Genomic DNA, 23,086 nt, shown 5'->3' on the forward strand with positions numbered 1-23,086 from the left:
ACAGTTATTTCAAAGCCTTACTTTTTTCAACCAAGCGGATAAACTCAGCACGATAACCATCCAAGTCAGCTCCTTGAGACTGACGCGCTAGTTGCAAAACACCATCAAAAGTAGCAGTTCCTTTATAGCGTGAATTTCTTAAAACCATGCCAAATCCAGCAACAGCTGAGGCAAACTTTAAGTTTGTTGTGGCTTCATTCAACTTAACACCTCGGTCAACAACAGGATAAGTCAGGAGTTGAGAAGCAGACGCTTGGGGTTGTTTGTAGCGTAGCTTCACCTGCATGATTTCATCCTGATTTGATAAACTTTTTTGCTGATATTTTAAAGAATCTACCTTTGGTAGGGTTACATCACTTTCTACTCCAGTCGGGATAATTTCATAAAGTGCTGTCACAGAATGTCCCGCACCCAACTCACCTGCATCTTTTTTATCGTCATTAAAGTCTTGGTTTGCCAGCAATCGATTTTCATAGCCAATCAGACGATAGCCTTGGACTTTTGTTGGATTAAACTCGACTTGAATTTTGACATCTTTGGCAATTGTCAAAAGGGTTGCTCCCATTTCTTTAACAAGAACTTTCTTCGCTTCAAGTAAATTATCGATATAAGCGTAATTACCGTTTCCTTTATCAGCGAGTTGTTCCATTTTGGCATCTTGTAAGTTACCCGTTCCAAATCCAAGAACCGTTAAGAAAATCCCTTTTTCTCGTTCTTTTTCAATCAGACTGACTAATTCCTCATCACTCGTCACACCAACATTAAAATCACCATCTGTTGCTAAAATAACGCGATTGTTACCCGATTTTATAAAATTATCCCTCGCAATTTTATAAGCGAGTTGAATTCCTTCCCCACCTGCTGTTGAACCACCTGCAGCTAATTGTTCTATGGCATCGAAGATTTTATCTTTTTGAGAACCCGGTGTGGGTGGTAAAACCAAACCCGCATTACCAGCATAGACAACTATTGCGACTTTATCGGAATCTCGTAACTCGTTTACTAACAAACGCAATGCTGACTTCAGCAGTGGTAATTTATTTGGGTCTTCCATTGAACCAGAAACATCTAACAAAAAGACAAGATTGTTAGCAGGCAAATTTTCTGTAGAAATCTTTTTAGATTGCAAAGCAATTTGGACAAGTTTGTGTTTGGGATTCCAAGGCGCATAGGAGACTTCTGTTGTAACAGAAAAGGGTTTGTCGTCATCGGGTTGGGGATAATCATAAGAAAAATAGTTAATCATTTCTTCAAGGCGGACTGCATCGGATGGCGGCAGCTGACCCTGGTTGATGAAGCGCCGGATATTGCTATATGAGGCAGCGTCTACATCAATGGAGAAAGTGGAAAGAGGATTGACACTGACACTCTGGAACTGATTGTCTTCATTGTGCTTATATCCCTCGCGACTGAGATTTTCATCGCGATCGCTCGGCTGAATCGTTGACGTCTGGCTCAACAACGGTGTTCCCGTGTTTGCCACAGGAGATGCTGGTAAGAGACGGGGTGTTGAGTTTTTCGGTTGCGCCGCAGGTTGAAGTGGTTGCGTTGAAGATTGCTTGTAAGGTTCTTTTGCTAATTGATTTTCTACAGGTGCTGACTTTGACATCATGGTAGTTTGAGGTTGACTGCAAGCAACCAGATTCCCCAACAAAACAGCAATTCCAAAAACAGCAAGTGGCCGATGCGGGTGATTCATAAGTTATGTTAGAAGTGAGGATATGTAGAGGTGAGGAAGTAGGGATCGAGAAGTTTTCCTAGTTCTACTATTCCTATACGGGTTTTTAGCAGTCGGTTACGGAAAATGTAACGTTCAACAGCATCGGTAAACAGCGATCGATATCAATTTAATAGGATTGCTACAGAAAATTCATATTTATAAAGATTGGGTAAGGTTTTTTATCATCCCTGTCCGGTCTTGTTGGTATCATTTTTGAATGATGAGTACACCTAAAATTTTAGTAATATCAACATTTGTAAATACAAGTAACTTGATATCAGATTTTTTAAAGACCATTAACTCGAACTCAGATTTTGATACCAAATGAATAGACAGCGTACTATCTTGCAATATATCCAGTTCTTCCAATAGCTTGTCAAATCCCCTAATCTTCTTAGTTGCTCGTAATGCTGCCGCTCCCGCACGAGTCGTATAAACATCGCGTGCTTGCTTTGTAGAAATTGTAATAGATCTAAATATAGGGCTCGATTTCATCACTTACGAAGCTTTCAAGTATCTCTGATTCATCGTTTTTTAAATAAAGAAATACAAGATGTTTGAGTTTGTTCCACATATTCAGCCTTTGCAGTTACTCAACTAGCGCACTACTTATACTTTTGAGCCATCCTTGTATCATACATCCCCCTGACCTAACAGTTTTTTGGTGTAGTTTGTTCTATTTGTTTGCAAAATAGAGTTTCCTGGGAATTATAAGCATAGTGACTGAGAAGAAAGAACACAATTGTGAAAACCCAATCCTTGGAGCACACTATGAACGCAAACGATCCAATTCTACATAGTCTTACATCTGTGATAGAAGCGGCAAGACTTGCTGGAAATTGCGACTCATATACCGATCTCCCTATTCCCATTTTGTACGCGGGTGCCCAAGGAAATTACTTTTCAACCGATTTAACAGACTTGCCTGTGGATGAATTAGCGAAAATTCATGAAGTTGATGGCAAAATACGAGGCTTGGAGTTTCGCTTATTGGGAAAGCTCATACTGTCGCACTTGAATGAAGTCACGACTTACGTTTACGTTTCAGAAGATAGCTGTCTTGTTGCTTCAGTTATGAGAACTAGAACGGAGTTTGCAGGTGTTGATATTGTGACTTACTTTGCTGATGATGCAATTTTGACAACCACGACGGTGAAATTGCAAGTCACTGACAATGGAGGGCAAAAACTCTTTAGGCGATCGCATCCCGAACTCGATATTGTAGAACTTGTAGACTATCACCTCGCTCACACCAGAGACTTTGCTTCGTGTCATGGCGATCGGCAGCCAATTTTTACAGATTTATTAGCTGTAGCCGTTCTCATTGACGAGTCTTTACAGCGTCAGGAGAACGACCCTATGAACATGATGCTGACACTGGTAAACGCATTGGGAATGATGAACTCATCTGATACTGAGAATATTTTCAGCGATGAAGATGACAGCCATGAAGATGAACAGTACGACGAAGATGAAGAATTTGAGGAAGAAGCAAAAACGCCTCTCATGGCTGCAGTCATAAGTGGAGATGTGGAAGCCGTCAAAGCTTTGTTAAGTCAGGGTGCAGCGCCTGACCCTACACTTTGGCACGAGACACCGCCGTTAGTTGTTGCAGCAAGGAAAGGTTATGTTGAGATCGTGCGTGAGTTAATTGCCGCAGGCACAAACGTCAACCGGGGATTTGAATATCCACCTATTTTTGAAGCGGCTCTTAAGGGACAAACAGAAGTTTTACGCGTACTGATTGAAGCAGGTGCGAATGTTAATGCCTGTGATGGAGATGGCATTACACCATTGATGGATGCTGCTTACTCCGGTCATCTTGAAACAGTAAAGTTATTGGTAGCATCTGGTGCTGATGTCAACGCTTGGGGACAGGGAGAGACACCCCTGCTACGTGCGGCGGCTGGTGGACATCGTAATGTTTATGATTTCTTGTACCCATTAGTAAATGATGATATTAAGAAACGCGCCGATAAAACAGGTGATAAGCAAATTCAAGCAACTCTTAAAAGAAAAGCACGAAAGAAAAATAAAGCAGTTGAAAAATTTATTACAAACGCAATGTACGGTAACTTAAAAAAAGTACAAAAAGCCATTGCTCAAGGTATAGATGTTAATGCAATTGGTTCTAATGGTTGTACGGCACTCATGTATGCAGCTAGTTACGGTCATATTCCAGTTATCGAAGCATTACTTAACGCAGGTGCAGAGCCGAACATTCTCAGTGATAGTGACGATGGATTGGGTGAAGGGAAAACAGCGTTAATGATGGCAGCAGAGAGCTTTTTTGCTAGTAATCGAGTGGAAGTAATAAAGTTACTGGTGCAAGCGGGAGCAGATGTTAATCTCAAAGGTGATAACGGTCAAACAGCTTTAATGTGTGCCGCATTCGGTGCTTTTGGTTATATAGAATGTGTTAAAACACTCATTGATTTAGGTGCAGATGTTAATGCCAGAGATGATGATGGGAATACGTTATTAATGAAAGTTGAGTTACACGGTCGTGAATTTCGGATAGCACCAATGTTGAGACAGGCTGGTGCTTCTGAAGAGGGAATGGCAGAAATTGCACTTATAAAAGCCTCTGAAGACGGAGATGTACAAAGAGTTCGAGAATTAATTAACACTGGTGTCAATGTCAATCATTTTCACGGAGCAGCTTTAGGTAACGCAGCTTATAAAGGTCATCGAGAGATTATCGAGTTGTTGATTCAAGCTGGTGCAAATGTGAATCTTGGTGTAAAGAGTGGTTTGACTCCCCTAGCACGTGCCGCCCATGAAGGACATTCCGAAATTGTAAGGTTGTTCCTACAAGCAGGTGCCGATCTGCACGCACGATGTCATGATGGGGAGGGTTATACTGCCCTAGAATACGCTGAAATAGCTTTGCAAGAAGGTCATCAAGGCAAAGGACACGCGGAGGTAATTGCTTTCTTGAGATCGCTAGTACATGAAGGCAGAAGGCGCAAACGCTTATAACTGAAGCTTTTCTCTCAATCCTAATGGTATATTTACTTCCGCCAAGCTGTACTAGTGGTTCACCACATTGAATTTGAGGGTTGATTGAAAAACCGCAGAGGCGCAGAGGGCGCAGAGGAAGAGAAAAAGAGGATGAGCTTGAACATCGTTTTACCCATTAAAACTTATGTGGTGAACTACTAGTGACAATTAGCTGAGTTTAGCTCCCAATTCATTATTGGGATTGCGCTCGGGTTGGCGCTTGCAGCAGTTCAATGTCTCTAATCTGAAGAACACCACTACTCTCAAATTGCACGCTGATTTGAACTTTGGCAGAATTTGTTTCTTTCTTAAAATAGGCACGGACTTCATAAGACTCAAAATCTTCGGTAGGTGAAATCCCTTTAGACAGCAGGCTTGTTGTCGTGCCCCACTGTCCTTGCCTGCGCGTACCCAAACTCACATTGATTGGTTTTTCTGTATTGAGTGCTTTCGCATGAAATCGGCAGGCAAGCACGCATTCTTGAACGTTGGGTTCGGCAACTTCAAACAAAATGACATTTCGTAGAGGTTCTGTAGTGGTTATCAGGCGTCGATCGCTATCTTCGTAGGCTTCTATTTGCCAGTAGTCTCCCAGCATCGCAATACCTCCTTTTGAGATTGTTGAATCACCAAAGGTAAATTGACGAATAAGCACAAACGATCCTGTAGGCTCGGGGACATCAAAGCGTTTTTCTAACTCACTACCAACTTCTTGAATTTTTGAACCGATAAATTCTTTCAAATGGTTGAATAGATCGTCGAACACGAGGGATACCTTGCAGTCACAATACTTACAGTATTCCCATAATAAGGATGAAAGTTAGCATGAAATGCCAGATTGAGAAGAACTAAAGTGAATTCTGAACAGCAGGGGGTAGCGATCGCCAATTGATAGATTCTTTACCTGAACTCCAAAAACTTAACATTACTGAGCCCTAAAGGACTTCAGCCTACATTCACAAGCAAGTTCAAAGTCCCTTATCGATTGTCCGATGCGCCTAGTTGTGTTTGCGGGTTATGGGTGTACCAGTACGCCCAAGCAATCAGAACTGCCTGAAACGGTAGTCTTATTATATAAAGTAATTGACTTTGAGGAATTCCTTCCACCTTAATGTTGTGCAAAGTCATGTAGATGTTAGCAGGAAATACGCCAATGAACAGAGCAATCAGCCCCCAAGCTGCGGCTACACTGACAGACGGAATCATTAAGCCAATACCACCAAGAATCTCAAAAAAACCGCTAATGTAGACGGATGCCAAAGGTGGAAATAGTGGCGGTACAATCCGGGCGTATTGGTCTGGCTTAATAAAATGGGTAATCCCAACGATAATGATAGACACTGCTAAAAAACCACGGAGAATTTCTTTGAGTCGATATGAAGATGCAGAATACATAAGAAAAATCACAAACACTGCTCAAATAGTAGAAATTGCTCTTGCTGAGTACTTCTATCTGGAGTTAGCTTTTAAAGTCGATTTTCTGAAAACTTTTTTCTTCTATAACTGCCTTAGCATAACTGCTCTATGCCTTGTCCCAAGGGCTGTTCAAAAAAAAGCCCGATTATGGCAAAAACACCCACATTTAACTAATATCAAAATCTCAGTTTTAACACCAAGAATCGAACAATAAATCATACACAATCTACCGATTAACTTTGTAGCTTGATGATACCCTTTTATTAGAAATTATAATTTTTAAAAACACAATATTAAGAAAATCTTATCATTCAGCGATGTGCGGAAATTAGCGTAGATAGAATATGGACGCACATCGCTCAAGAATTTGGAAAAATGGGATATTCGACATCTTGGATTGGCAATACCTTTAGTGGGAATCGTAAGTGGGTGCAAATCAATATAGAAGCAATGTATGTTGCACCCGATGGAACTGTCTACACGAATAGTATCTGGGACGAAGCAGCAAAAGAGGCGGGTATATATAAAAATGGAGATGTTGCCGGATACGCCGCCGACTTGCACGGTTGGGAGCGTTTGGGTGGCAAAGCGGTCACAGCTAATTCGCGCTATTTGTATGTAGGAATGTCACAAGGTGCGGGTTCGGGCAAACCGGGTGAGGATTATCCACCAAAAGGAACGATTTGGTATTGCATCCGACGTTATAACTTATCCGGTCAGCAAGCGCCTTTTTCTGGTGGGCGTGGTTGGGATAAGAGTATGGTGATTGTGAATACGAGTAGTCCCGTGACTGGATTAGCAGCAACGGATAATGAGGTGTATGTCAGCGATCGCGCTGGTAACAGAATTGTTGTCTATGACGCTAACTCTATGAACCAACTCCGGAGTTTCTCTTTTTCACGCCCCGGACACATAGCAATTGACCAACAGAAGAATCTTTGGATTGTCCAACAAAAAGAGAACTCTTCTGCTGCTGCTATTTTGCGGTATTCTCCCCAAGGACAGCAGTTATCGGAAAAAATTACCAATGTTGCGGAGCCAACTGCGATCGCACTCGACAATCAAGGTAGATTGTTAGTTGCAGATAACGGACCGCGCCAACAAATACTGATCTATAACATTGGGGGTTCTCCCTCCCAAGTTGGAACATTTGGTACTGAACGAGGTGTGTATTCAGGGACCCCCGGTCAAATAGGGGATTTAAAATTTTACGGTATTACTGGAGTAGGTACTGATGCACAAGGCAATATTTATGTTGCAAACAATGGTTTTAACAATGCAGGCTCTGACCTAAGAAAATTTTCTCCAAATGGTGCTTTGCAATGGAGGTTGTTAGGGCTGTGCTTTTTAGATACCGCAGATGCCGATCCCGGTTCTGACGGTCGCGATGTGTTCACAAAAGAAGAACACTATGTCATGAACTATGACAAACCTAACGGTCAGCAGTGGACTTATGCTGACTACACTGTCAATGCTATTAAATACCCGCAAGATCCCAGACTCAATACTACAGCAACTGCGGTTTTCTTCCGGAGAGTTCAAGGCAGACCTTTGATGTACCTAACAGGTATGTACAACAGTTGGATGCAAATATATCGTTTTGCACAAAACTCCGAAGGTTGGACGGCGATACCAAGTGGAATGTTTGTAGGCACTCCAGCAGACCCTAACAAGCCTTTTTTCACTGATGGAAATTGGCCTCCAAACCAACCCAAAACAGGTGAGTGGATTTGGCGCGATGCTAATAGTAATGGTGCTTTCGATCCAGGTGAATATGATACTAACAAAGATGACGTCTATATCGGTGGTTGGTGGGTAGATAGCCGAGGCGATGTGTGGAAAAATTTACGGACTGCTAATGGTATCCGACATTATCCTCTCCAGGGTTTTGATGGGAGTGGCAATCCTATCTATACTTATGCATCAATGAAAAAAATAGCTACACCAAGCTTCTTCACAGATTTACGTAGGGTAGAATATTTTCCAGAGACAGACACAATGTACTTGACAGGGTTTACTAAAGAAAACCCTCCACCATACGATGATGCCAAAATCGTCGGCTCTGAATTAGTCCGTTTTGATAATTGGAGTAAAGGAAATAGAAACCCTGCTTGGAGAACTAAGTTACCTGTAGACAGACGTCCTGAAGAGAAACAGACTATTTATCCAGCAGCAATCAGTGTTGCAGGTGATTATGTATTTGTCGCAACAGTAAAAACAAGGCAAGTCTACGTCTATAGAACATCAAATGGTTCACAAGCAGATATCATGACACCCGATCCCAATGTTGAACCAGAAGCCGGTTGGGTAGATGTCCCGTATGGTGTCCGAGCTTACCGCCGTTCTAATGGAGAATATATCGTTTTTCTTGAAGAAGACCACCACGGTAAGGTTTTATTCTTCCGTTGGCAACCATAGCAATTGAGTTTGGTGGGCTCTAGAACGTGTTTTCACGCGTACTTGTTTAGTCTCCTAATTTTCTAGCTCCCCCTAAATCCCCCGACAAATTGGGGGACTGTAAAGTATCTTAGCCCCCTCTTATTAAAACTACGGTGGTGTACAGATCTCTAAAAAAGAGATGAAACATCGTGAAAAGGGAGAATTGGAATTCAGTTCCCCCCTTTTTAAGGGGGGTTAGGGGGGATCGAAACTGCAAGAATCCACTATGATATGACTTGTGTACACCACCATAGCTGGGCTTGGTGGGATCTATAAGAGTTTGAAAACACGCCCTAGCCCACCTTTTTACAACTCATTTAGAATCCACTACTGAAGGTATCACCACCACTACCGAAGGAGGGATTAGAGGGGTTAACGCCACCAGCAAAAATGTTCCAGAAGTTATCTCCAGCGAAGGGGTTACCGTTATAAGGTAGGTCTTGGATGTTAGAAGCACTACCCATTGTAAAGGGATTCTCATCACCAAAAGAACCACCAACATTACTAAATATATCCTCCGCTCCTTCTACACCAGATATATCGAGCAAGCGATCGAAGGGACCAAGATTAACTTCATCCATGTTGTTTATCCTCTTTTATGTTAAGAATTCGTTGCCATATACTCAAAAGTAACTTGATATTTCTCTTGAAGAGACAAAAATTCTTTTGATTATTTGACCTTTTTTTAGAATTTATGAAAAACTCATTTTCGATTTATTGAATAAATTGGTGCTGTATCAATCCTGAATTTTCTCTTTATTTATTTTGCTTTCTGTGGTAGAAGGGCGATTTGTTAAATCTGCCATAATTCTAAGAAAAATACTCTTAAATATAAGACAAGTAGGGCGAGTAATCCCCAATATATAGCAATCCTATTTGAGATCTAGACAAGGGAGACAAGAAAGAGGTGTTTGTAAATCATTTAGGACTGTTATATAGCAATTCTAAATCATTTGTGAAGAACTTAAGAGCGCTAGGGGCAAATATAATTCGCAACTATACAAACAAAGTCCACCTACGTGAACTTTATTAAATAAACCTGCAATCGGTAGGTTTCGTCTATATAGCTGCGATTTCTAATTGCTAAGCATGAATTAAATTTAACTTTAAATGAGTCAAGATAATTGCGTATTTTCTTACAATTCAACTAGGATTGCTATATAAGGTTTTTCATCAGTACTGTCACCTTACTTATTGAGCGGATACATTTTATAGATAATTCTTTCTTTTGGTAGAAGTAAATTTTCTTTGCTTGAATTAACTTTTGCCAAATATGAGGTTTCTAAAAATTTGGGATGGGTAATGTTTAACTTACAAAAATAGCTAGTTTATGATTGTAAGGGACTTACAGCCACTAACTCAAAATTAGTTTCACAGCAATTCGTCTTCCATAAATCTACTCTTACAAAATATGTCTAATGTTAGTGGTATAGATGAAATCGAATCTTGAAGATAAAGGCAAACGATCTGTATCAGAGTGATTGACTGCTATGGCTGCGATCGCCATAACGGTTGTTGCATTATTTGTTTAAACCGTCAGGCGTGAAACATAGTTAACAAGATTCGGAACTTATAACTTATCAAGAACGAGGCTTCATGGAACCAAATCAACTGAGTCAAGAACTGCGTGAAGGGAATAATCCCCACATGACCCGCCGTCGGTGGATTATTGGTTTATCTACACTTGGGGGTTCAATGGGACAAATTGTTTCACTTTATCAAACAGGGATAGTCAAGCATTTACCAGATCCACCAGTCCCAGTCTTTAATGCAGATAAAGTAGACGCATCTAACTACGCCTACAGCCGATTCAATTCACCTGACGGTCCAATCATGGTTCTAAATTACGCTCTGACAGCTTGGTTGGCTGCAGCTGGGGGTTTAGACCGCGCACGGAGAAACCCACTGCTACCAATTGCAATGGGCGTTAAGATTCTTTTAGATACAGTTGTCTCAGCCGAACTCGCTCGAGAAGAGTGGGCAGAAAACAAAGCATTTTGTGAGTATTGTCAAGTAGCAACTGTTTGCTCCATAGCCTCTTTGGTACTTGCCGCACCAGAGGTACTTGCAGCTACTCGTGTTCTGCTAAGTCGTCGGGACAGCAAGAAGGCTGAAGCACAAAGTAGTACACGCTGAGCGGTACATTTAATTTGCGAGTACATAAAGGCAGCCCCGATCGCTTGCTACTAGGGCAGAAGGAGCCAAAGCTTTTCTTGTCGGCTTTTTGTTTGTTACTAATGGTTGCTTTATTTATGCGCCTGCTGTACTAGAATAAACTTTTACAGAGACGTTGTGTTTAACGTCTCTACATTTTACTGGGGTAGAAGTGTGTTTACATTATCTCCACCTGCACTTCCAATTAAAGTTTGTCTTATATGCCTCCTCGCAAACGAACCAAATCTGAAAATGTCAATCCGGATATTCGCGAATCTGTTTCTGAAGAAGCTAAAGCGGAAGCTCTTATAGTAAACACTGATGAAATCGGATGCACTCAGATAGAGACTACGAGTACAGATTTGTCACAGGATAAGGTTGAAAACCCCAAATCAATCGATCTATCTTTAAATTCATTAGTACAGCAAATTGAAAAACAAAACTCCAATCTATCTGTTGTAGTAGCGCGTCAGTTTTGCTACAAATTAGCACAAACCCTGGTGGAGGTGATGATTAGCGAACCGCGTAAATTTAATGTTTTGGAAGAATTTATTCTCCGTGCAAGCATTGAATTTACACCTCTCCCCACATTGAAAGAATTGTCAAGCGTGTTGGGGTTGGATATCGTATTTTTACAAAGTACTGCTGAAAATTTAGCAAGATTTAAGAGTTTGAAAATTTTACCAACGGGTGAGCTTAAGATTACACCACAAGGACAGGAATCTTACAAACAGGGAAATGTCTCTCTACCACCTCAAGTCAAACAGATTTATGCGATCGCCGATCCTTTTGCAGAAAATCTCACTTTTCAGTTTGAAGCTTTACCATCGGGATTAGTAGATCTACCCGATCTAGGAGAGTTAGTTGCTATTGAGAATCATCTTCCCACTCTCAACAGTCTGGCACTTACCGATATTCAACCATTGATTCAGGCTGCGGGGTTAGGGCTTCACGTACCTGAAGAAGGAAAAATTGTGACTAATTTTCAGGCGATCGGGAAGCCTCAAGTCTGTTGGAAGACTATCTCAATCTTTGTTCTACTTGATGTTATAGAGAACAAACATATTATTCAGATTAGGCAAGATAAGCAAGTCTTAGAAAAAGCATCAAATTGGCTGACAGAACTAGAAGCCCAACAAAAATTTGATTTGAAGCATTTGGGTAGAATATTACCGGAAAACACTCCTGTTAGTCCTTCAAAACCAAAAGCCAAACGGCAAAGGTCAACAACAAAGAAAAGTCAAAAATAAAAGAGATACACTAAGAACGTAAAATTTTTTATCTCACGCAAAGGCGCGGAGATTTTTTGATGTCTTTGCGTGAGATGCGATTGGAAAAGAGGCTTAGTTAGCGGTGAGAGAAGTGGCTAAAGTACTCAGTGCTTTCCAAGTTTGATCTCCAATCATACCGTTGACAATGAGTTGTTCGCTTTCCTGAAACGCCTGCACGGCTGCTTCTGTTTTTGCACCAAATATACCATCAATTGCACCATCTTGATAAAATTTACCTCTAAAAAGAACTTCTTGAACAATTGCAACTTGTTGACCGTGACTGCTACGGTGTAATATCGGTTTGTTAACTGGGGCGTTAGCACGCAGGGATTGCCAGGTGAGAGGACCAGCAATACCATCTTGTTTGAGAAGGAAGTGATATTGGACAGTTTTGACAGCCCTTTGGGTTTTGATGCCAAAAAAACTGTCAACTGTAAGGCGATCGCCACTAGGGAGTCTGCCATTTAACAGTTCTTGCAATTCTTGCACTTTTAGGTTGTTGGCTCCGAGTCTTAGTATGGGGTCGATTCCTGGTGTAGCTACCTGCATAGTTATGCCTCGTGGATGATATTAATTAATTCAGTGGTTTTACCTCTAGAAACCGGATTATCTTCAGTATTTTCAGAGGTAATATTTTGGTTGACAGCCATTGGTTAGACGGCTCAAACTTGCGCCCCGTAAATTATGGAAGACTTAAAGCAAACAATAAGCAGCTACTCCAGCAAAGACCTAGAGCAACGCAAACACTGGTATTCACCAGCAGCAGAGGCTTACAATGAGGTAAGACCCCGCTACCCTAAAGAATTGATTCACCAAGTTGTGGAAGTTGCTCAACTAACCCCGGACTCAAAAATTCTGGAAGTCGGATGCGGTCCTGCAACTGCAACAGTAGGGTTTGCTCCCTTGGGTTACTCAATGATTTGCTTGGAACCCAACCCAGATTTTTTTAGGTTAGCTCAACACAATTGTCAACTTTATCCGAATGTAGAACTTCAGAACACATCCTTTGAAGAGTGGAAGCTCGTGGAACGTGAATTTGATGCCGTTTTAGCAGCAAGTTCCTTCCATTGGATATCACCGGAAGTTGGATACCCCAAAGCTGCCAGTGCATTACATGAGAGTGGCCACCTAATTTTATTATGGAATAAAGAACTTCAGCCATCCTATGAAGTTTACCAAAGTTTATCTGAAGTCTATCAAATATATGCTCCATCACTTGACCGATATGAAGATAGAAAAACTCAAGAAGATATTCTGAGTGGATTGGGACAAATGGTCGTTGATTCGGGACAATTCAAAGATTTAAAATCCGGTAACGTTATATCTGAAGTGACCTACAATGTCGATGAATATTTTATGCTTTTGAACACTTACTCACCGTACCTTAAATTAGACTTCCAGAGTAAAGATGCTTTATTTACAGGATTGAGACATCGGATAGAAGATAATTTTGGAGGTTATCTTCAGCTTTCATATATTTCTGCCTTTCACATTGCCAAAAAATCTTAAGTCAGTACAGCAGGTTGTAAATTCATCAAAAAACCCGCACGTGGCGGGTATGAACCAAAGGGTTTAAAATACAGACGGTTAATCATTCAACTTTGCGAATATTTACCTCCATTTTAAAAAGAGAGCATTGGCGATCGGTCACTGTTTAAGCTGTCATTAATTGACAATTTGTAGGAGAAATAGTGTGAGTTCCGGTTACACCAGTAGACTTTGTCACTGGCTTTTTTCTGACGATATCGCAGACGGCTTCTAGCGCTGACTCAATGGAACCTTGGAGCCAAGCGGGGAATCTAGAACAATGTTCGCCAGCAAAGAATAAGGTGTTTTGAGATCTTTGTGCTTCCAAGTAATTGGATTCGCTATCATCCCAATGAATGGTGCATCCCCCCGCACTCCACTTGTAGTTACCCCAAGCAATGGATGCTTTATCCAGAATGATTCCAGGTGCATTCAGTTCTGGGTGAATTTTGCTGACAGTATTTTGCACGTAATCAAAACGTTCAATCTCTGACATTTTGCCCATGCGCTCGGCGTCGTCGCCAATGGTATAACTTGCTAACATTACGCTTCCACGCTCTGGATTGAACTTAACTGAGGGGTAGTATGTTTGGCGTACACCTTCTCCGCTGAAAGAAGCACCACCTTTAATCCCTTCTTGTTGCCAGAAAGCTTCCTTGGTATGGAATGCTACTTTCGTACCGGGGCAGTAAACAGTGTTGTGAATGGAGTGTAATTTTTGTTGGTCAAAACCACTTAATTCCATTTTACGGAGTACGCTGAAGGGAATGGTGCATAAGATATAATCGCAGTTTTTGGTATGCAATTGACCGTTTTGTTTCCAAGTAATTTGGGTGTAATTTTTTTCTACGTGTAGCGCTACCACTTCAGCATTGCACTTAATATCAGCTTTAATTGATGCTGCTAAGCGTTGGATAAGTTGATCCATTCCACCTTTAAGTTGCAGCAAGTCATGGCTGGTTTCGGTCATAATGTCGCCAAGGAAAATGTCTAGCCCTTGGGAACACTTAGCACGGAAACTGGGATTTTGAGTCAGGAAAGAGTGCAGATCGATGGTTTCACCATCTTCACTAAAGTAGGGATCTAAATCCAAGCGCTCCAACTCATCCATTAAGTGAGATTGCAAGTCGCGTTCAAAATCAGAACGAAGATTACCCGGTGCGATGGTGTTAATAATAGTTTTGAGCCAAGCGGCAAAATTGCGAGTTTTTTCGCTGTAACGAGTATCTGTCAACAGACCACCTTCTGTTTCTTGCAGCACTCTCGGTGCATCTTTCATGCGGATCGCGTCCCCATCAATATTCATTTTGGCGTTGCTTTCCTCGAACACGGTTATAAACTTACACAGCTTGTCACCGAGTCCCATTTCTTGAACGTAATGCAGTGTCAGTTCGTGGTTGCTGGGAATACGCATTGCACCGAGTTCTGCATAAGGTGCATCAGGTGAGTTACCGAAGCGGTGAGTCCACACCCGTCCACCAGTGCGAGGGCTACCTTCCAATATCTCAACAGTATGTCCCAAGCGTTCGAGTTCGTAAGCAGCTACCAAACCTGCAATCCCTGCGCCTAAGATTGTAATGTGCTTCTTCTGTGATTGGCTGTTGATGAATTGGAGTTGTTCTTTAATCGTGTTAGCGTCCATTGTTTTATCCCCTTTGTTGTTTGTCTTATGATTTAGGATTCAACTTGCCACGGACGATTACGTAATTTTTAAAGATAATTGTATAAATTAAATACTATTTATTACGGATACTGACAGTTTCTAACTTTTTCTGACTGAAGCTCACAGGGCCCGAGCCTTACAAATGATAAAGTAGCTTAGATATATTGCAAATAAACGCATTTGCCAGTAAAAAGTACTCGTAGGCTTACTGGAAATTATGCGATCGCTCTCCATGAAGAAAATCTTGTTCCTTTGTACGGGTAACTACTACCGCAGCCGCTTTGCCGAACACCTTTTTAATTGGTTGGCAATTAAGCAGGGATTAGATTGGCATGCCGATTCACGGGGTTTGGCACTTGAGCGTGGTGCAAACAATGTGGGACCGATTTCCCGATATACCCTTGAGGTTTTAGCAACGCGCTTGGTGAATGTCATTGATGATGAACGGTTTCCCAAGCCAGCAGAGGAGCAAGATTTTCAAGCAGCGGCTAGGATTATTGCCCTAGATGAGTTAGAACACAGACCCCTAATGAATGAGCGCTTTCCCCAATGGACAGAAAAAATTGAATACTGGCTAGTTCACGACATAGATAAAACCTCTCCTCTAGAAGCCCTTGGGCAAATTGAAAAAAATTTATTCCAACTCATAGAACAGTTAGCTCAAAGTGAGTCGCGCTCAGCCGAGTGACAATATTACCCAACGTGTAAATTGTGCAGGGGAAGAAAGTTTAACTCAATAAATTCACTGGTAGTAAGAGTTGCGATCGCACCTCTCCCCCACAACTGACCATCAATGTAATAACCTCCGCCTCCATCCCCAATGACGATCCATTACCGGGATTCATGGAATATGCGGGGAAACAGGCTGCACTCAAACTCAAGCGGAAGAAGTTTCCCCTGGCAATTCTGACACAGGTCGTCTGCAAGTAAATTTGTCTTTTGGTCAGATCGCTACCATGAGAGCGAAGATAGCCTTGTGTCACGTTGTAAACTTGTCCCTCTGGATACACTTGTGACAGTACAGCACACAAATCGTAACTGGGTTTATCGGAACTACACCAAACTTCAACCACAATATCACCAGCTAAATACAAATCTTCTTCTAAGACTTCGCTTGTATAAGTGAGAACATCTGAACGACAATCGATGTGCGATCGCTCAAAGGAACCTGCACTCATTGCTGCATGACCGCCCAATGATGGAACGGGTCGCCAGGGGTCATGAACGAGAACATCGGTCTTGCTAATTGCTAATGGCTGATGGCTAATGGTTCCCGAATCTTCTCGAATGTTACTAAGTCCTTGACTTGACAAATAGTAACTTTTATGGGCTGTATCGGGAAAACTATCAAACTTGCGCCAGCGATCGCTACCCATTTCAAACAAGCAAACAGGTGGTTCCTCAAGCAATCCCGTATCTATACCTTTAAGAAATTGGTCGAACCACCGAATTTGCATTTCATCGACAGGGCTAGCAGCATTAATACCAAAATTAACACCACCAACTTTGCGACCCCAAGGCAAATGTGCCCACGGTCCTACTAGCAGTTGTTGGCGGTACTGGCTCCGTGCTGCCAGATCCTTATATAAATGCATTGTCCCGCGCAAGTAAGTATCAAACCACCCTCCAATATGAAACACGGGCAAATCGACATTTTGGAAGTATGTTTTGGGTGAAAGTTGTTCCCAGTATTCATCGGGTTGGGAATGAGCCAGCCAATCGTGATAAAACGAGTCAGGGGAAAAATTCTGCAAAACTTCAGGGCGATTGGGGCTTGTATCGTGCAAAGGCAAATTACCACAAGCAGCACGCAAAGCATGGTAAGCTTTCTCATCCTGTCGCAAACGTGCTGTTTCTGTGGCTAGCTGAAGCGCCCAGGCGAGATTGCTCTGCAAGCAGAATGCTCCACCTTCGTATGCCCAATCTGCATATAAATCGTAGCCAATCATTGCAGGGCAAATAGTTTTTAACGCCTGTGGTTTGGTAGCGGCTGCATAGAGTTGCGTCATACCTTGGTATGAAAAACCGTACATCCCTACTTCACCAGTACTCCCCGGTAGTTTTGCTGCCCAGTTTACTGAATCTTCTCCATCTTCAATTTCACGGGCAAAAAGCTGAAACTCTCCTTCGGATGTCCCTCGTCCCCGTACATCTTGAATCACGACGATATACCCGCAAGCCGCATACCATGTAGGATGGGCGTAAACAACCGTAGATGCGATCGCTCTTCCATAAGGTTGTCGCATCAACAGTACGGGAAATTCTCCTTCTGCATCAGGACGGTATACGTCCGCATCAAGGCGAATGCCATCACGCATGAGTACAGATAAAGTTTCTTTGGGACAGACATTAAACATTTCAATAGGAAAGGCAATCAACCTGAATAAGTTCAACACTTGAAAACTTAGGTTTGCAAGAGTTACCAGGTTTTTTAGTTGCTATCATTTTACGTTACTCAGTACCTCTATCAAATCATCGATCGCTTTTGCCATAAAACCTCTACCAGAGAAATATCAATGTTCGCCACAACTTCTGCTTCTTAACAGATATAAATGCGTAGCTACTGATACAAAATTTAATATTAAATCGCAATTTGATATACAGATTTCAAGGGAATATTATGTAGTGCTTTCTCTTTTGCCAACACAATTAGCCATAAAAGAGGTAATGAGACGTGAGAGTCAAATGAGTGCTATATCGCCCTGAACTCCGTTCTTATAACACATTCCAGGGAAATGATGTCCGTTAAAGTGCATCCCGCTATCAAGAAAACTTTTACAAGTTTATAACCCGAACATGACAGTATTAAATGACTGCAATCAACCTACACAAAAAGGCTTGCACGCTCTTGGTGTAATCCTGCTAGTCGCCGCATCCTTAATCTGGGGTACAACCTTTCCACTCATTAAAAATGCGATCGGTAGCCTTTCACCATCTGCAATACTCGCAAGCCGCTTTGTTGTAGCTGCAGTGGTGTTAGCTCCTTACTTGCGCTGCTTGAATGCTAAATTAATCCGCGACGGATGTCTCTTAGGACTGGTGCTCTTTGCTTCTTTTGCGACCCAAACAATGGCGCTTCAGACAATCCATGCAAATCGGGCGGCATTCATTAGTAGCCTGACCGTCGTTATTGTCCCCCTTTTGGGTTTGCTGATCGGTCAGCGCGTACTGCTGAAAACTCTGTTAGCAGCTGGAGTTGCCATCACTGGTATTGGAGTCATGTCATGGGAAAGCGGACAGCTAAGTGTGGGTGATTTCTTGTTGTTTGGTAACGCTTTCATCTACGCCGTGTACATTTTGATTCTTGAAAAAACTACACAACGCCACCCAACCCTTTCACTCACCGCCGTTCAAGTCTGGGTTATAGCGGTGCTTGGAATGCTTTGGGCAACACCTGAACTGGTTCGAGAAATCCACGCAATTGGTACGAACATCAATGCAGTTCTTTACCTGGGTCTGGTTGCTACTGCTGCTACTGTCCTGATAGAGACAATGAGCCAGCGCTGGGTTTCCGCTCAAGAAGCAGCGCTATTTTATACACTCGATCCAGTGTTTTCAGCAGTTATCTCGTTTTTACTGCTTGGTGAGACACTTGGAGTTCGTGGTTTGATTGGAGCAACGTTAGTCTTAGCAGCAATGGTATTAAGCCAAGGTGGAAAGGATACACAGGACAACACAGAGATCGAGACGCTGTGCCTTCCCTTTGAATCCTCTGACGACTCTCACCTGTCACCGCTTACAATTTCATTGCATCCGGAAACACGTCAGTTAGTTGAATTAGGGAAAGATTGATAATTCTTTTAATGACGATTTGAAAAATATATGTCAAATAAAACACTCTTGCGATCGCAGTAAGCAGTGCATTGGGGGGTTCCCCCCATTGAAGCATTTGTCTTTGACTTCAAAAGTTTGTGGTTGATTGACTTTTTTGGTTGATTGCTTTGTCCTGGTGTTACATACTCGATTTCGAGATTGATGGTATTTTGTTTTTGCACAAACTCCTTTATCCCAATTGCGGTACAAGCCATGACACTCAATTTATATTTCCTGCGACATGGAGAAACGACTTTCAGTCAAAGTGGTAATTTCTGCGGTGAAACTGATGCGGAGTTGACCTCTGAAGGGATACAGATGGCAGAGAGTTTTGCCGAGGTTTATCAAAAATTGAAGTGGGAAGCTGTTTATGTTAGCCCAATGAAGCGCACAATTGCAACTGCCAAGCCATTTTGTGATGCTATCGGTATGGATATGCAGTTGCGTGACGGGCTTAGAGAAGGTAGTTACGGCGAATGGGAAACTAAGAGTAAATCCTTTGCTCAGGAGAATTACGCAGAAAATTATGTAAAATGGTTGACAGAACCCGCTTGGAATGCACCCAAAGGCGGGGAAACTGCGGTGGATATTGCTAACCGTTCTATGCCTGTCATTGCTGAAATTCAAGAAAAACATCCCCAAGGGAATGTTTTAGTCGTTTCCCATAAAGCCACGATTCGGATTATGCTTTGCAGTTTACTGGGAATTGATTTGGGGCGCTATCGCTATCGGGTGAATATTTTGGTCGCGTCAGTCAGTATGGTGAAATTAGACGTTCACGGTCCTTTGTTAGAAATATTAGGCGATCGCCATCACATACCCGATCGTATTCGCTCTCGTCCGGGAACATAATAGTCCCTACTAGTACAGCACGGCGTAAATAAGGCAACCATTAATAGGAAGGAAGAAGCTTATATTCAAAGCTTTTAAGCCTTCTGCCCTCTGCCTCCGGACTTCTGCCTTCGTGTACTAGCAGTTTGTCAAAAAATTATTGACACGATTTCCCAGGCATAACTTGTATTAAATAAATATTATTATGCATCGCACTCTCGCCTAAAAACCAGATTGTGGGACGAGCGTCCTTGCTCGTCCCAAATTAATAGCGAGCTTTTCAGTTCGCACTACAAAAAATTTTGGGCTATCTTTGTATTTGGAAGTTCAGATGGATGTGGGATTAGTATATCGGTGCCAAGGTATCCACTCTACCAAGTACTGACATATCTTCCTCATCTAATGCCACTGGTGTCCCACTGCGAATCAGTTCGGCAAAATCCTCATTAGGAACCATAATAGTCAACGTATACAATCGACTCGAACCTGTATTTTTAATCAAATGAGTACCTGTAGGTGGAACTAATAAACTATCTCCTGCTTTAATGGGAACAGTTTTGCCATCGCATATGGCTACACCTTCCCCTTTCAGAACAAAAAACATTTCTACTGCCATTTGATGGCGGTTTGGTGGTGTTTTGCCACCAACGTCAAAAATTTCTACACAACAAGTCAAAGAAGTATTGGCACTAGCTGGATCGAACACGATCGCCAACCGATTTGAGTCGTTCGGAGCGATCCGATAGGCTTGGTAATCTTTCGGAGACTTGACGACAGGAATAACACAACGAGTAGCACGCATTTATTTATCCTCCGTGGTTATTGAGGTTACTTAGTGCTGTGAAAATAGCTTGGGAATCCGTCACAAAGCCAAAGCACTGATTGACGTTGTAAAGTGTCGCCAGCCAACAGTAATCAGGAGAAGTTGTGGCGGTACAATCTTTGATTAACAGGCAGTCATAACCCAAGAAATTGGCATCACACAGGGTTACCATGACACACTGATCGGCATTAACGCCTGCAAATAATAGGGTATTTCTACCTAAATTCTTTAAGATACTATCTAAGGGTGTATCCCAAAAAGCACTCATGCGGTATTTATCGACTCGAATGTCTTGAGGGAATTGTTCCAATTCATCCACCACCGCCGCCGCCCAACTACCAGCCATCAGAACTTGAGCGCCATTACTCGGTAAGCGATCGCCCAAGCCTACACCTTCCCCTGTAGGATTGTAAACGTGAAGTACATTGGCACTAATATTAAGTAAATCGGGACGATTACCCCAATTCACCCAGATAACGGGAACGCCTTTTTCCCGAAGTGCGGGCAATAAGGCTTGCAACGGTTCAATCGGTTTGCGTGCTGGGGTAACATCTACACCGATATGCGCCAGCCAACCATCAGGGTGACAAAAATCGTTTTGCATATCAACAACGAGAATGGCAGTTTTTGCCAAGTCAAGGCGCAGAGTTTTAGTTTCTGTTGGTAAGATAACGGGTTGTGGGGGTTGGGGCGGACGAGTAATATCTGCAAACGTCTGGCTGACTGCCCATGCGTTTGGTGCAATTCCTAAATTCCGAAGAGGTACATTCATAACATTGTTACACCCGAAACCATTGCTTATTTTTTAACGTGAAAATCCTCCGAAGGTTCTATTACTTAATCAAGGTTAAATATGGTGAACTTTACTATCCAGAATGTTTTGATTGCCACTGATGATGATTATGTCACCGTAGACGTGCAAGTTATAGATGGAACTATAGCTAAGGTAGCACCTCATTTAGAAGTTGTTGGTACAGTCATTAACGGTGAGAATAAATTACTACTGCCGGGATTTGTCAATGCTCACACTCACTCCTCAGAAATGTGGCAACGAGGGGCAATTCCACCTCTACCATTAGAATTATGGTTGGCAGAACTTTATGATTTTGCACCTCTTGATACAGAAAAAGTTTACTTAAGTGCTCTAGGTACGGCAGTAGAAACTCTACTATCGGGTGGTACGAGTGTAGTGGATCATCTCGTATTGATTCCAGGACAAGAGTTAGAAACAATTGCAACTGCTGTTCGGGCTTATCAAGAAATTGGCATCCGCGCCTTTGTTGCACCCCTCATTCAAGATGAATCCCTGACGGCTGGTATGCCATCTGGGGAAATTGAGCAAGCACACGAACCCTACTTTCGCTCAACCACAGCAACATTAGAACTCATAGAAGAAGCTGTCAGACAGTTTCACCGTCCGGATGAGGGGATGAATATTCTAGTTGCTCCCACAGGGATACAATTATGTTCCGATGCTTTGTTTGAGGGGTGTAGTGAGTTAAGCGATCGCTACAATCTTTGCCGTCACTCCCACTTACTGGAAACCAAAGCACAAGAAAAACTAGCCCAAGAAAAATACGGTTGTACTGCTGTCGAACATTTAAAGCGCATTGGTTACCTAGACCATCGTACCTCATTAGCCCATTGCGTTCACCTCACAGACAATGACATTGCCATCCTTGCCCAAACAAAATCCACAGTAGTACACAATCCTTTAAGCAATCTGCGATTGGGCAGTGGCATCGCCCCCATTTTAAAATATCGCCAAGCAGGGGTAAATGTCACTTTTGGTTGCGATGGGGCTTCTAGCAACGACTCCCAAGATTTACTAGAAGCTATCAAAATAGGTTCTATATTACATAACGTTACAGATCTAGATTACCAGCACTGGATTACCTCACGCCAATCAGTAGAAATGGCATCCCTAGGTGGTGCAAAAGGATTGAACGTAGCAGATACACTGGGTTCAATTTCTGTAGGGAAGAAAGCCGATTTGGTATTGTACGATCTCACGAGCTTATCCCTATTACCACGTACAGATCCCATTGGCTTACTAGTTCTCGGTCGTCCTACCAATGTTGTTAATAGCGCGTGGGTAAATGGCAAGCAGATTGTTGCTGATGGACAAGTAACCACTATTAACGTTAATGAGTTACGACAGGAGTTGTTTAACCACAGTCAATGGCATGCAAATCGCAAATCTCAAACGGTTGCCCAAATTGAAGCACATTATCGGGCTGTCATGGGATTATAAGATGGGGACTGGCGATTGGGAACCAGGAAAGAGACATCTTCATACTTAGTTGTGGGATTTTCCTATAAATAACCGACCTGTAAAAATACTGAGTTTCAGAAACTCAGTATTTTCTCACGAACAGAGTTGTAAATAATCGTTAACTTTTAGAGTATTTAAAGCTCAATCGAAC

Annotated in this window: 20 protein-coding genes; 9 read left to right on the forward strand and 11 right to left on the reverse strand. The window is 42.2% G+C overall.

The genetic code is table 11. The annotated features are described in order from the left end of the window. Nucleotides 1-4: 4 nt before the first annotated feature. Nucleotides 5-1,699: a vWA domain-containing protein gene (locus HC643_RS23605; protein ID WP_038078342.1), complete on the reverse strand. Its 1,695-nt coding sequence runs from the start codon at nt 1,697-1,699 to the stop codon at nt 5-7. A 228-nt stretch (nt 1,700-1,927) separates the two neighbouring features. After that, the gene (locus HC643_RS23610) at nt 1,928-2,218 is read right to left on the reverse strand and encodes a hypothetical protein (RefSeq protein ID WP_167844741.1); all 291 of its coding nucleotides are present in this window, start codon (nt 2,216-2,218) and stop codon (nt 1,928-1,930) included. Nucleotides 2,219-2,491: 273 nt separating this feature from the next. Between HC643_RS23610 and HC643_RS23615 the strand changes: the two genes are divergently transcribed. Next, nucleotides 2,492-4,702, forward strand: coding sequence for an ankyrin repeat domain-containing protein (locus HC643_RS23615; RefSeq protein WP_050045233.1), 2,211 nt, complete (start codon nt 2,492-2,494; stop codon nt 4,700-4,702). 214 nt (nt 4,703-4,916) lie between these two features. Here HC643_RS23615 and HC643_RS23620 read toward each other — a convergent pair whose 3' ends face one another. Both HC643_RS23620 and HC643_RS23625 read right to left on the reverse strand, forming a co-directional pair. After that, nucleotides 4,917-5,489, reverse strand: coding sequence for a hypothetical protein (locus HC643_RS23620; RefSeq protein ID WP_038078346.1), 573 nt, complete (start codon nt 5,487-5,489; stop codon nt 4,917-4,919). Nucleotides 5,490-5,701: 212 nt separating this feature from the next. Further along, the gene (locus tag HC643_RS23625; RefSeq protein ID WP_038078348.1) at nt 5,702-6,118 is read right to left on the reverse strand and encodes a DoxX family protein; all 417 of its coding nucleotides are present in this window, start codon (nt 6,116-6,118) and stop codon (nt 5,702-5,704) included. A 396-nt stretch (nt 6,119-6,514) separates the two neighbouring features. On the opposite strand from HC643_RS23625, the gene HC643_RS23630 reads away from it, so the two are divergent. Beyond that, complete coding sequence (locus HC643_RS23630; RefSeq protein WP_050045232.1) at nt 6,515-8,557, forward strand: NHL repeat-containing protein; 2,043 nt, start codon at nt 6,515-6,517, stop codon at nt 8,555-8,557. Between the two features lie 338 nt (nt 8,558-8,895). On the opposite strand, the gene HC643_RS23635 is transcribed toward HC643_RS23630, so the two are convergent. After that, the gene (locus HC643_RS23635; protein ID WP_038076278.1) at nt 8,896-9,159 is read right to left on the reverse strand and encodes a hypothetical protein; all 264 of its coding nucleotides are present in this window, start codon (nt 9,157-9,159) and stop codon (nt 8,896-8,898) included. 1,015 nt (nt 9,160-10,174) lie between these two features. On the opposite strand from HC643_RS23635, the gene HC643_RS23640 reads away from it, so the two are divergent. Further along, nucleotides 10,175-10,714 (forward strand): vitamin K epoxide reductase family protein, encoded by a 540-nt coding sequence (locus tag HC643_RS23640; protein WP_038076279.1) that lies wholly within the window; start codon nt 10,175-10,177, stop codon nt 10,712-10,714. Between the two features lie 239 nt (nt 10,715-10,953). Continuing rightward, nucleotides 10,954-11,982 carry a hypothetical protein gene (locus tag HC643_RS23645; RefSeq protein WP_202048649.1) on the forward strand — a complete coding sequence of 343 codons (1,029 nt, stop codon included), beginning with the start codon at nt 10,954-10,956 and terminating at the stop codon, nt 11,980-11,982. Between the two features lie 93 nt (nt 11,983-12,075). On the opposite strand, the gene HC643_RS23650 is transcribed toward HC643_RS23645, so the two are convergent. Then, nucleotides 12,076-12,552 (reverse strand): peptidoglycan-binding domain-containing protein, encoded by a 477-nt coding sequence (locus HC643_RS23650; protein WP_038076280.1) that lies wholly within the window; start codon nt 12,550-12,552, stop codon nt 12,076-12,078. A gap of 135 nt (nt 12,553-12,687) precedes the next feature. Between HC643_RS23650 and HC643_RS23655 the strand changes: the two genes are divergently transcribed. Continuing rightward, nucleotides 12,688-13,512, forward strand: a complete 825-nt coding sequence (locus HC643_RS23655) for a class I SAM-dependent methyltransferase (protein WP_038076281.1) — start codon at nt 12,688-12,690, stop codon at nt 13,510-13,512. Between the two features lie 145 nt (nt 13,513-13,657). On the opposite strand, the gene HC643_RS23660 is transcribed toward HC643_RS23655, so the two are convergent. Further along, the gene (locus HC643_RS23660; RefSeq protein WP_050045231.1) at nt 13,658-15,172 is read right to left on the reverse strand and encodes a flavin monoamine oxidase family protein; all 1,515 of its coding nucleotides are present in this window, start codon (nt 15,170-15,172) and stop codon (nt 13,658-13,660) included. Between the two features lie 253 nt (nt 15,173-15,425). Between HC643_RS23660 and HC643_RS23665 the strand changes: the two genes are divergently transcribed. After that, entirely contained in the window at nt 15,426-15,881 is a 456-nt protein-coding gene (locus tag HC643_RS23665) for an arsenate-mycothiol transferase ArsC (RefSeq protein ID WP_038076290.1), read from the forward strand. Between the two features lie 40 nt (nt 15,882-15,921). On the opposite strand, the gene HC643_RS23670 is transcribed toward HC643_RS23665, so the two are convergent. Then, nucleotides 15,922-17,550: a CocE/NonD family hydrolase gene (locus HC643_RS23670; RefSeq protein ID WP_082051620.1), complete on the reverse strand. Its 1,629-nt coding sequence runs from the start codon at nt 17,548-17,550 to the stop codon at nt 15,922-15,924. Between the two features lie 439 nt (nt 17,551-17,989). On the opposite strand from HC643_RS23670, the gene HC643_RS23675 reads away from it, so the two are divergent. Beyond that, complete coding sequence (locus HC643_RS23675) at nt 17,990-18,985, forward strand: DMT family transporter (RefSeq protein WP_082051599.1); 996 nt, start codon at nt 17,990-17,992, stop codon at nt 18,983-18,985. Between the two features lie 8 nt (nt 18,986-18,993). Here HC643_RS23675 and HC643_RS23680 read toward each other — a convergent pair whose 3' ends face one another. Then, complete coding sequence (locus HC643_RS23680; protein WP_137986113.1) at nt 18,994-19,188, reverse strand: hypothetical protein; 195 nt, start codon at nt 19,186-19,188, stop codon at nt 18,994-18,996. 31 nt (nt 19,189-19,219) lie between these two features. Here HC643_RS23680 and HC643_RS23685 point away from each other — a divergent pair, with 31 nt between their 5' ends. Beyond that, a complete protein-coding gene (locus HC643_RS23685; RefSeq protein WP_038076283.1) occupies nt 19,220-19,858 on the forward strand; it encodes a histidine phosphatase family protein in 639 nt (212 codons plus the stop codon). A 322-nt stretch (nt 19,859-20,180) separates the two neighbouring features. On the opposite strand, the gene HC643_RS23690 is transcribed toward HC643_RS23685, so the two are convergent. Both HC643_RS23690 and HC643_RS23695 read right to left on the reverse strand, forming a co-directional pair. Beyond that, on the reverse strand, nt 20,181-20,639 hold the full coding sequence (locus HC643_RS23690; RefSeq protein WP_038076284.1) for a cupin domain-containing protein: 459 nt from the start codon (nt 20,637-20,639) through the stop codon (nt 20,181-20,183). Between the two features lie 4 nt (nt 20,640-20,643). Then, complete coding sequence (locus tag HC643_RS23695; protein WP_038076285.1) at nt 20,644-21,432, reverse strand: cysteine hydrolase family protein; 789 nt, start codon at nt 21,430-21,432, stop codon at nt 20,644-20,646. An 84-nt stretch (nt 21,433-21,516) separates the two neighbouring features. Between HC643_RS23695 and HC643_RS23700 the strand changes: the two genes are divergently transcribed. Beyond that, entirely contained in the window at nt 21,517-22,914 is a 1,398-nt protein-coding gene (locus HC643_RS23700; RefSeq protein ID WP_038076293.1) for an amidohydrolase, read from the forward strand. Nucleotides 22,915-23,086: the final 172 nt, after the last annotated feature.

Source organism: Tolypothrix bouteillei VB521301 (assembly GCF_000760695.4).
GTDB lineage: Bacteria > Cyanobacteriota > Cyanobacteriia > Cyanobacteriales > Nostocaceae > Scytonema > Scytonema bouteillei_A.

What these genes read in the sequence shown, in the direction of transcription:
- HC643_RS23665 (WP_038076290.1), top strand. Translation starts at nt 15,426, where the DNA reads ATGAAGAAAATCTTGTTCCTTTGTACGGGTAACTACTACCGCAGCCGC.
- HC643_RS23630 (WP_050045232.1), top strand. Translation starts at nt 6,515, where the DNA reads ATGGGATATTCGACATCTTGGATTGGCAATACCTTTAGTGGGAATCGT.
- HC643_RS23690 (WP_038076284.1), bottom strand. Translation starts at nt 20,639, where the DNA reads ATGCGTGCTACTCGTTGTGTTATTCCTGTCGTCAAGTCTCCGAAAGAT.
- HC643_RS23625 (WP_038078348.1), bottom strand. Translation starts at nt 6,118, where the DNA reads ATGTATTCTGCATCTTCATATCGACTCAAAGAAATTCTCCGTGGTTTT.
- HC643_RS23655 (WP_038076281.1), top strand. Translation starts at nt 12,688, where the DNA reads ATGGAAGACTTAAAGCAAACAATAAGCAGCTACTCCAGCAAAGACCTA.
- HC643_RS23685 (WP_038076283.1), top strand. Translation starts at nt 19,220, where the DNA reads ATGACACTCAATTTATATTTCCTGCGACATGGAGAAACGACTTTCAGT.
- HC643_RS23675 (WP_082051599.1), top strand. Translation starts at nt 17,990, where the DNA reads ATGACAGTATTAAATGACTGCAATCAACCTACACAAAAAGGCTTGCAC.
- HC643_RS23670 (WP_082051620.1), bottom strand. Translation starts at nt 17,550, where the DNA reads ATGTTTAATGTCTGTCCCAAAGAAACTTTATCTGTACTCATGCGTGAT.
- HC643_RS23650 (WP_038076280.1), bottom strand. Translation starts at nt 12,552, where the DNA reads ATGCAGGTAGCTACACCAGGAATCGACCCCATACTAAGACTCGGAGCC.
- HC643_RS23695 (WP_038076285.1), bottom strand. Translation starts at nt 21,432, where the DNA reads ATGAATGTACCTCTTCGGAATTTAGGAATTGCACCAAACGCATGGGCA.
- HC643_RS23640 (WP_038076279.1), top strand. Translation starts at nt 10,175, where the DNA reads ATGGAACCAAATCAACTGAGTCAAGAACTGCGTGAAGGGAATAATCCC.
- HC643_RS23605 (WP_038078342.1), bottom strand. Translation starts at nt 1,699, where the DNA reads ATGAATCACCCGCATCGGCCACTTGCTGTTTTTGGAATTGCTGTTTTG.
- HC643_RS23615 (WP_050045233.1), top strand. Translation starts at nt 2,492, where the DNA reads ATGAACGCAAACGATCCAATTCTACATAGTCTTACATCTGTGATAGAA.
- HC643_RS23645 (WP_202048649.1), top strand. Translation starts at nt 10,954, where the DNA reads ATGCCTCCTCGCAAACGAACCAAATCTGAAAATGTCAATCCGGATATT.
- HC643_RS23660 (WP_050045231.1), bottom strand. Translation starts at nt 15,172, where the DNA reads ATGGACGCTAACACGATTAAAGAACAACTCCAATTCATCAACAGCCAA.
- HC643_RS23635 (WP_038076278.1), bottom strand. Translation starts at nt 9,159, where the DNA reads ATGGATGAAGTTAATCTTGGTCCCTTCGATCGCTTGCTCGATATATCT.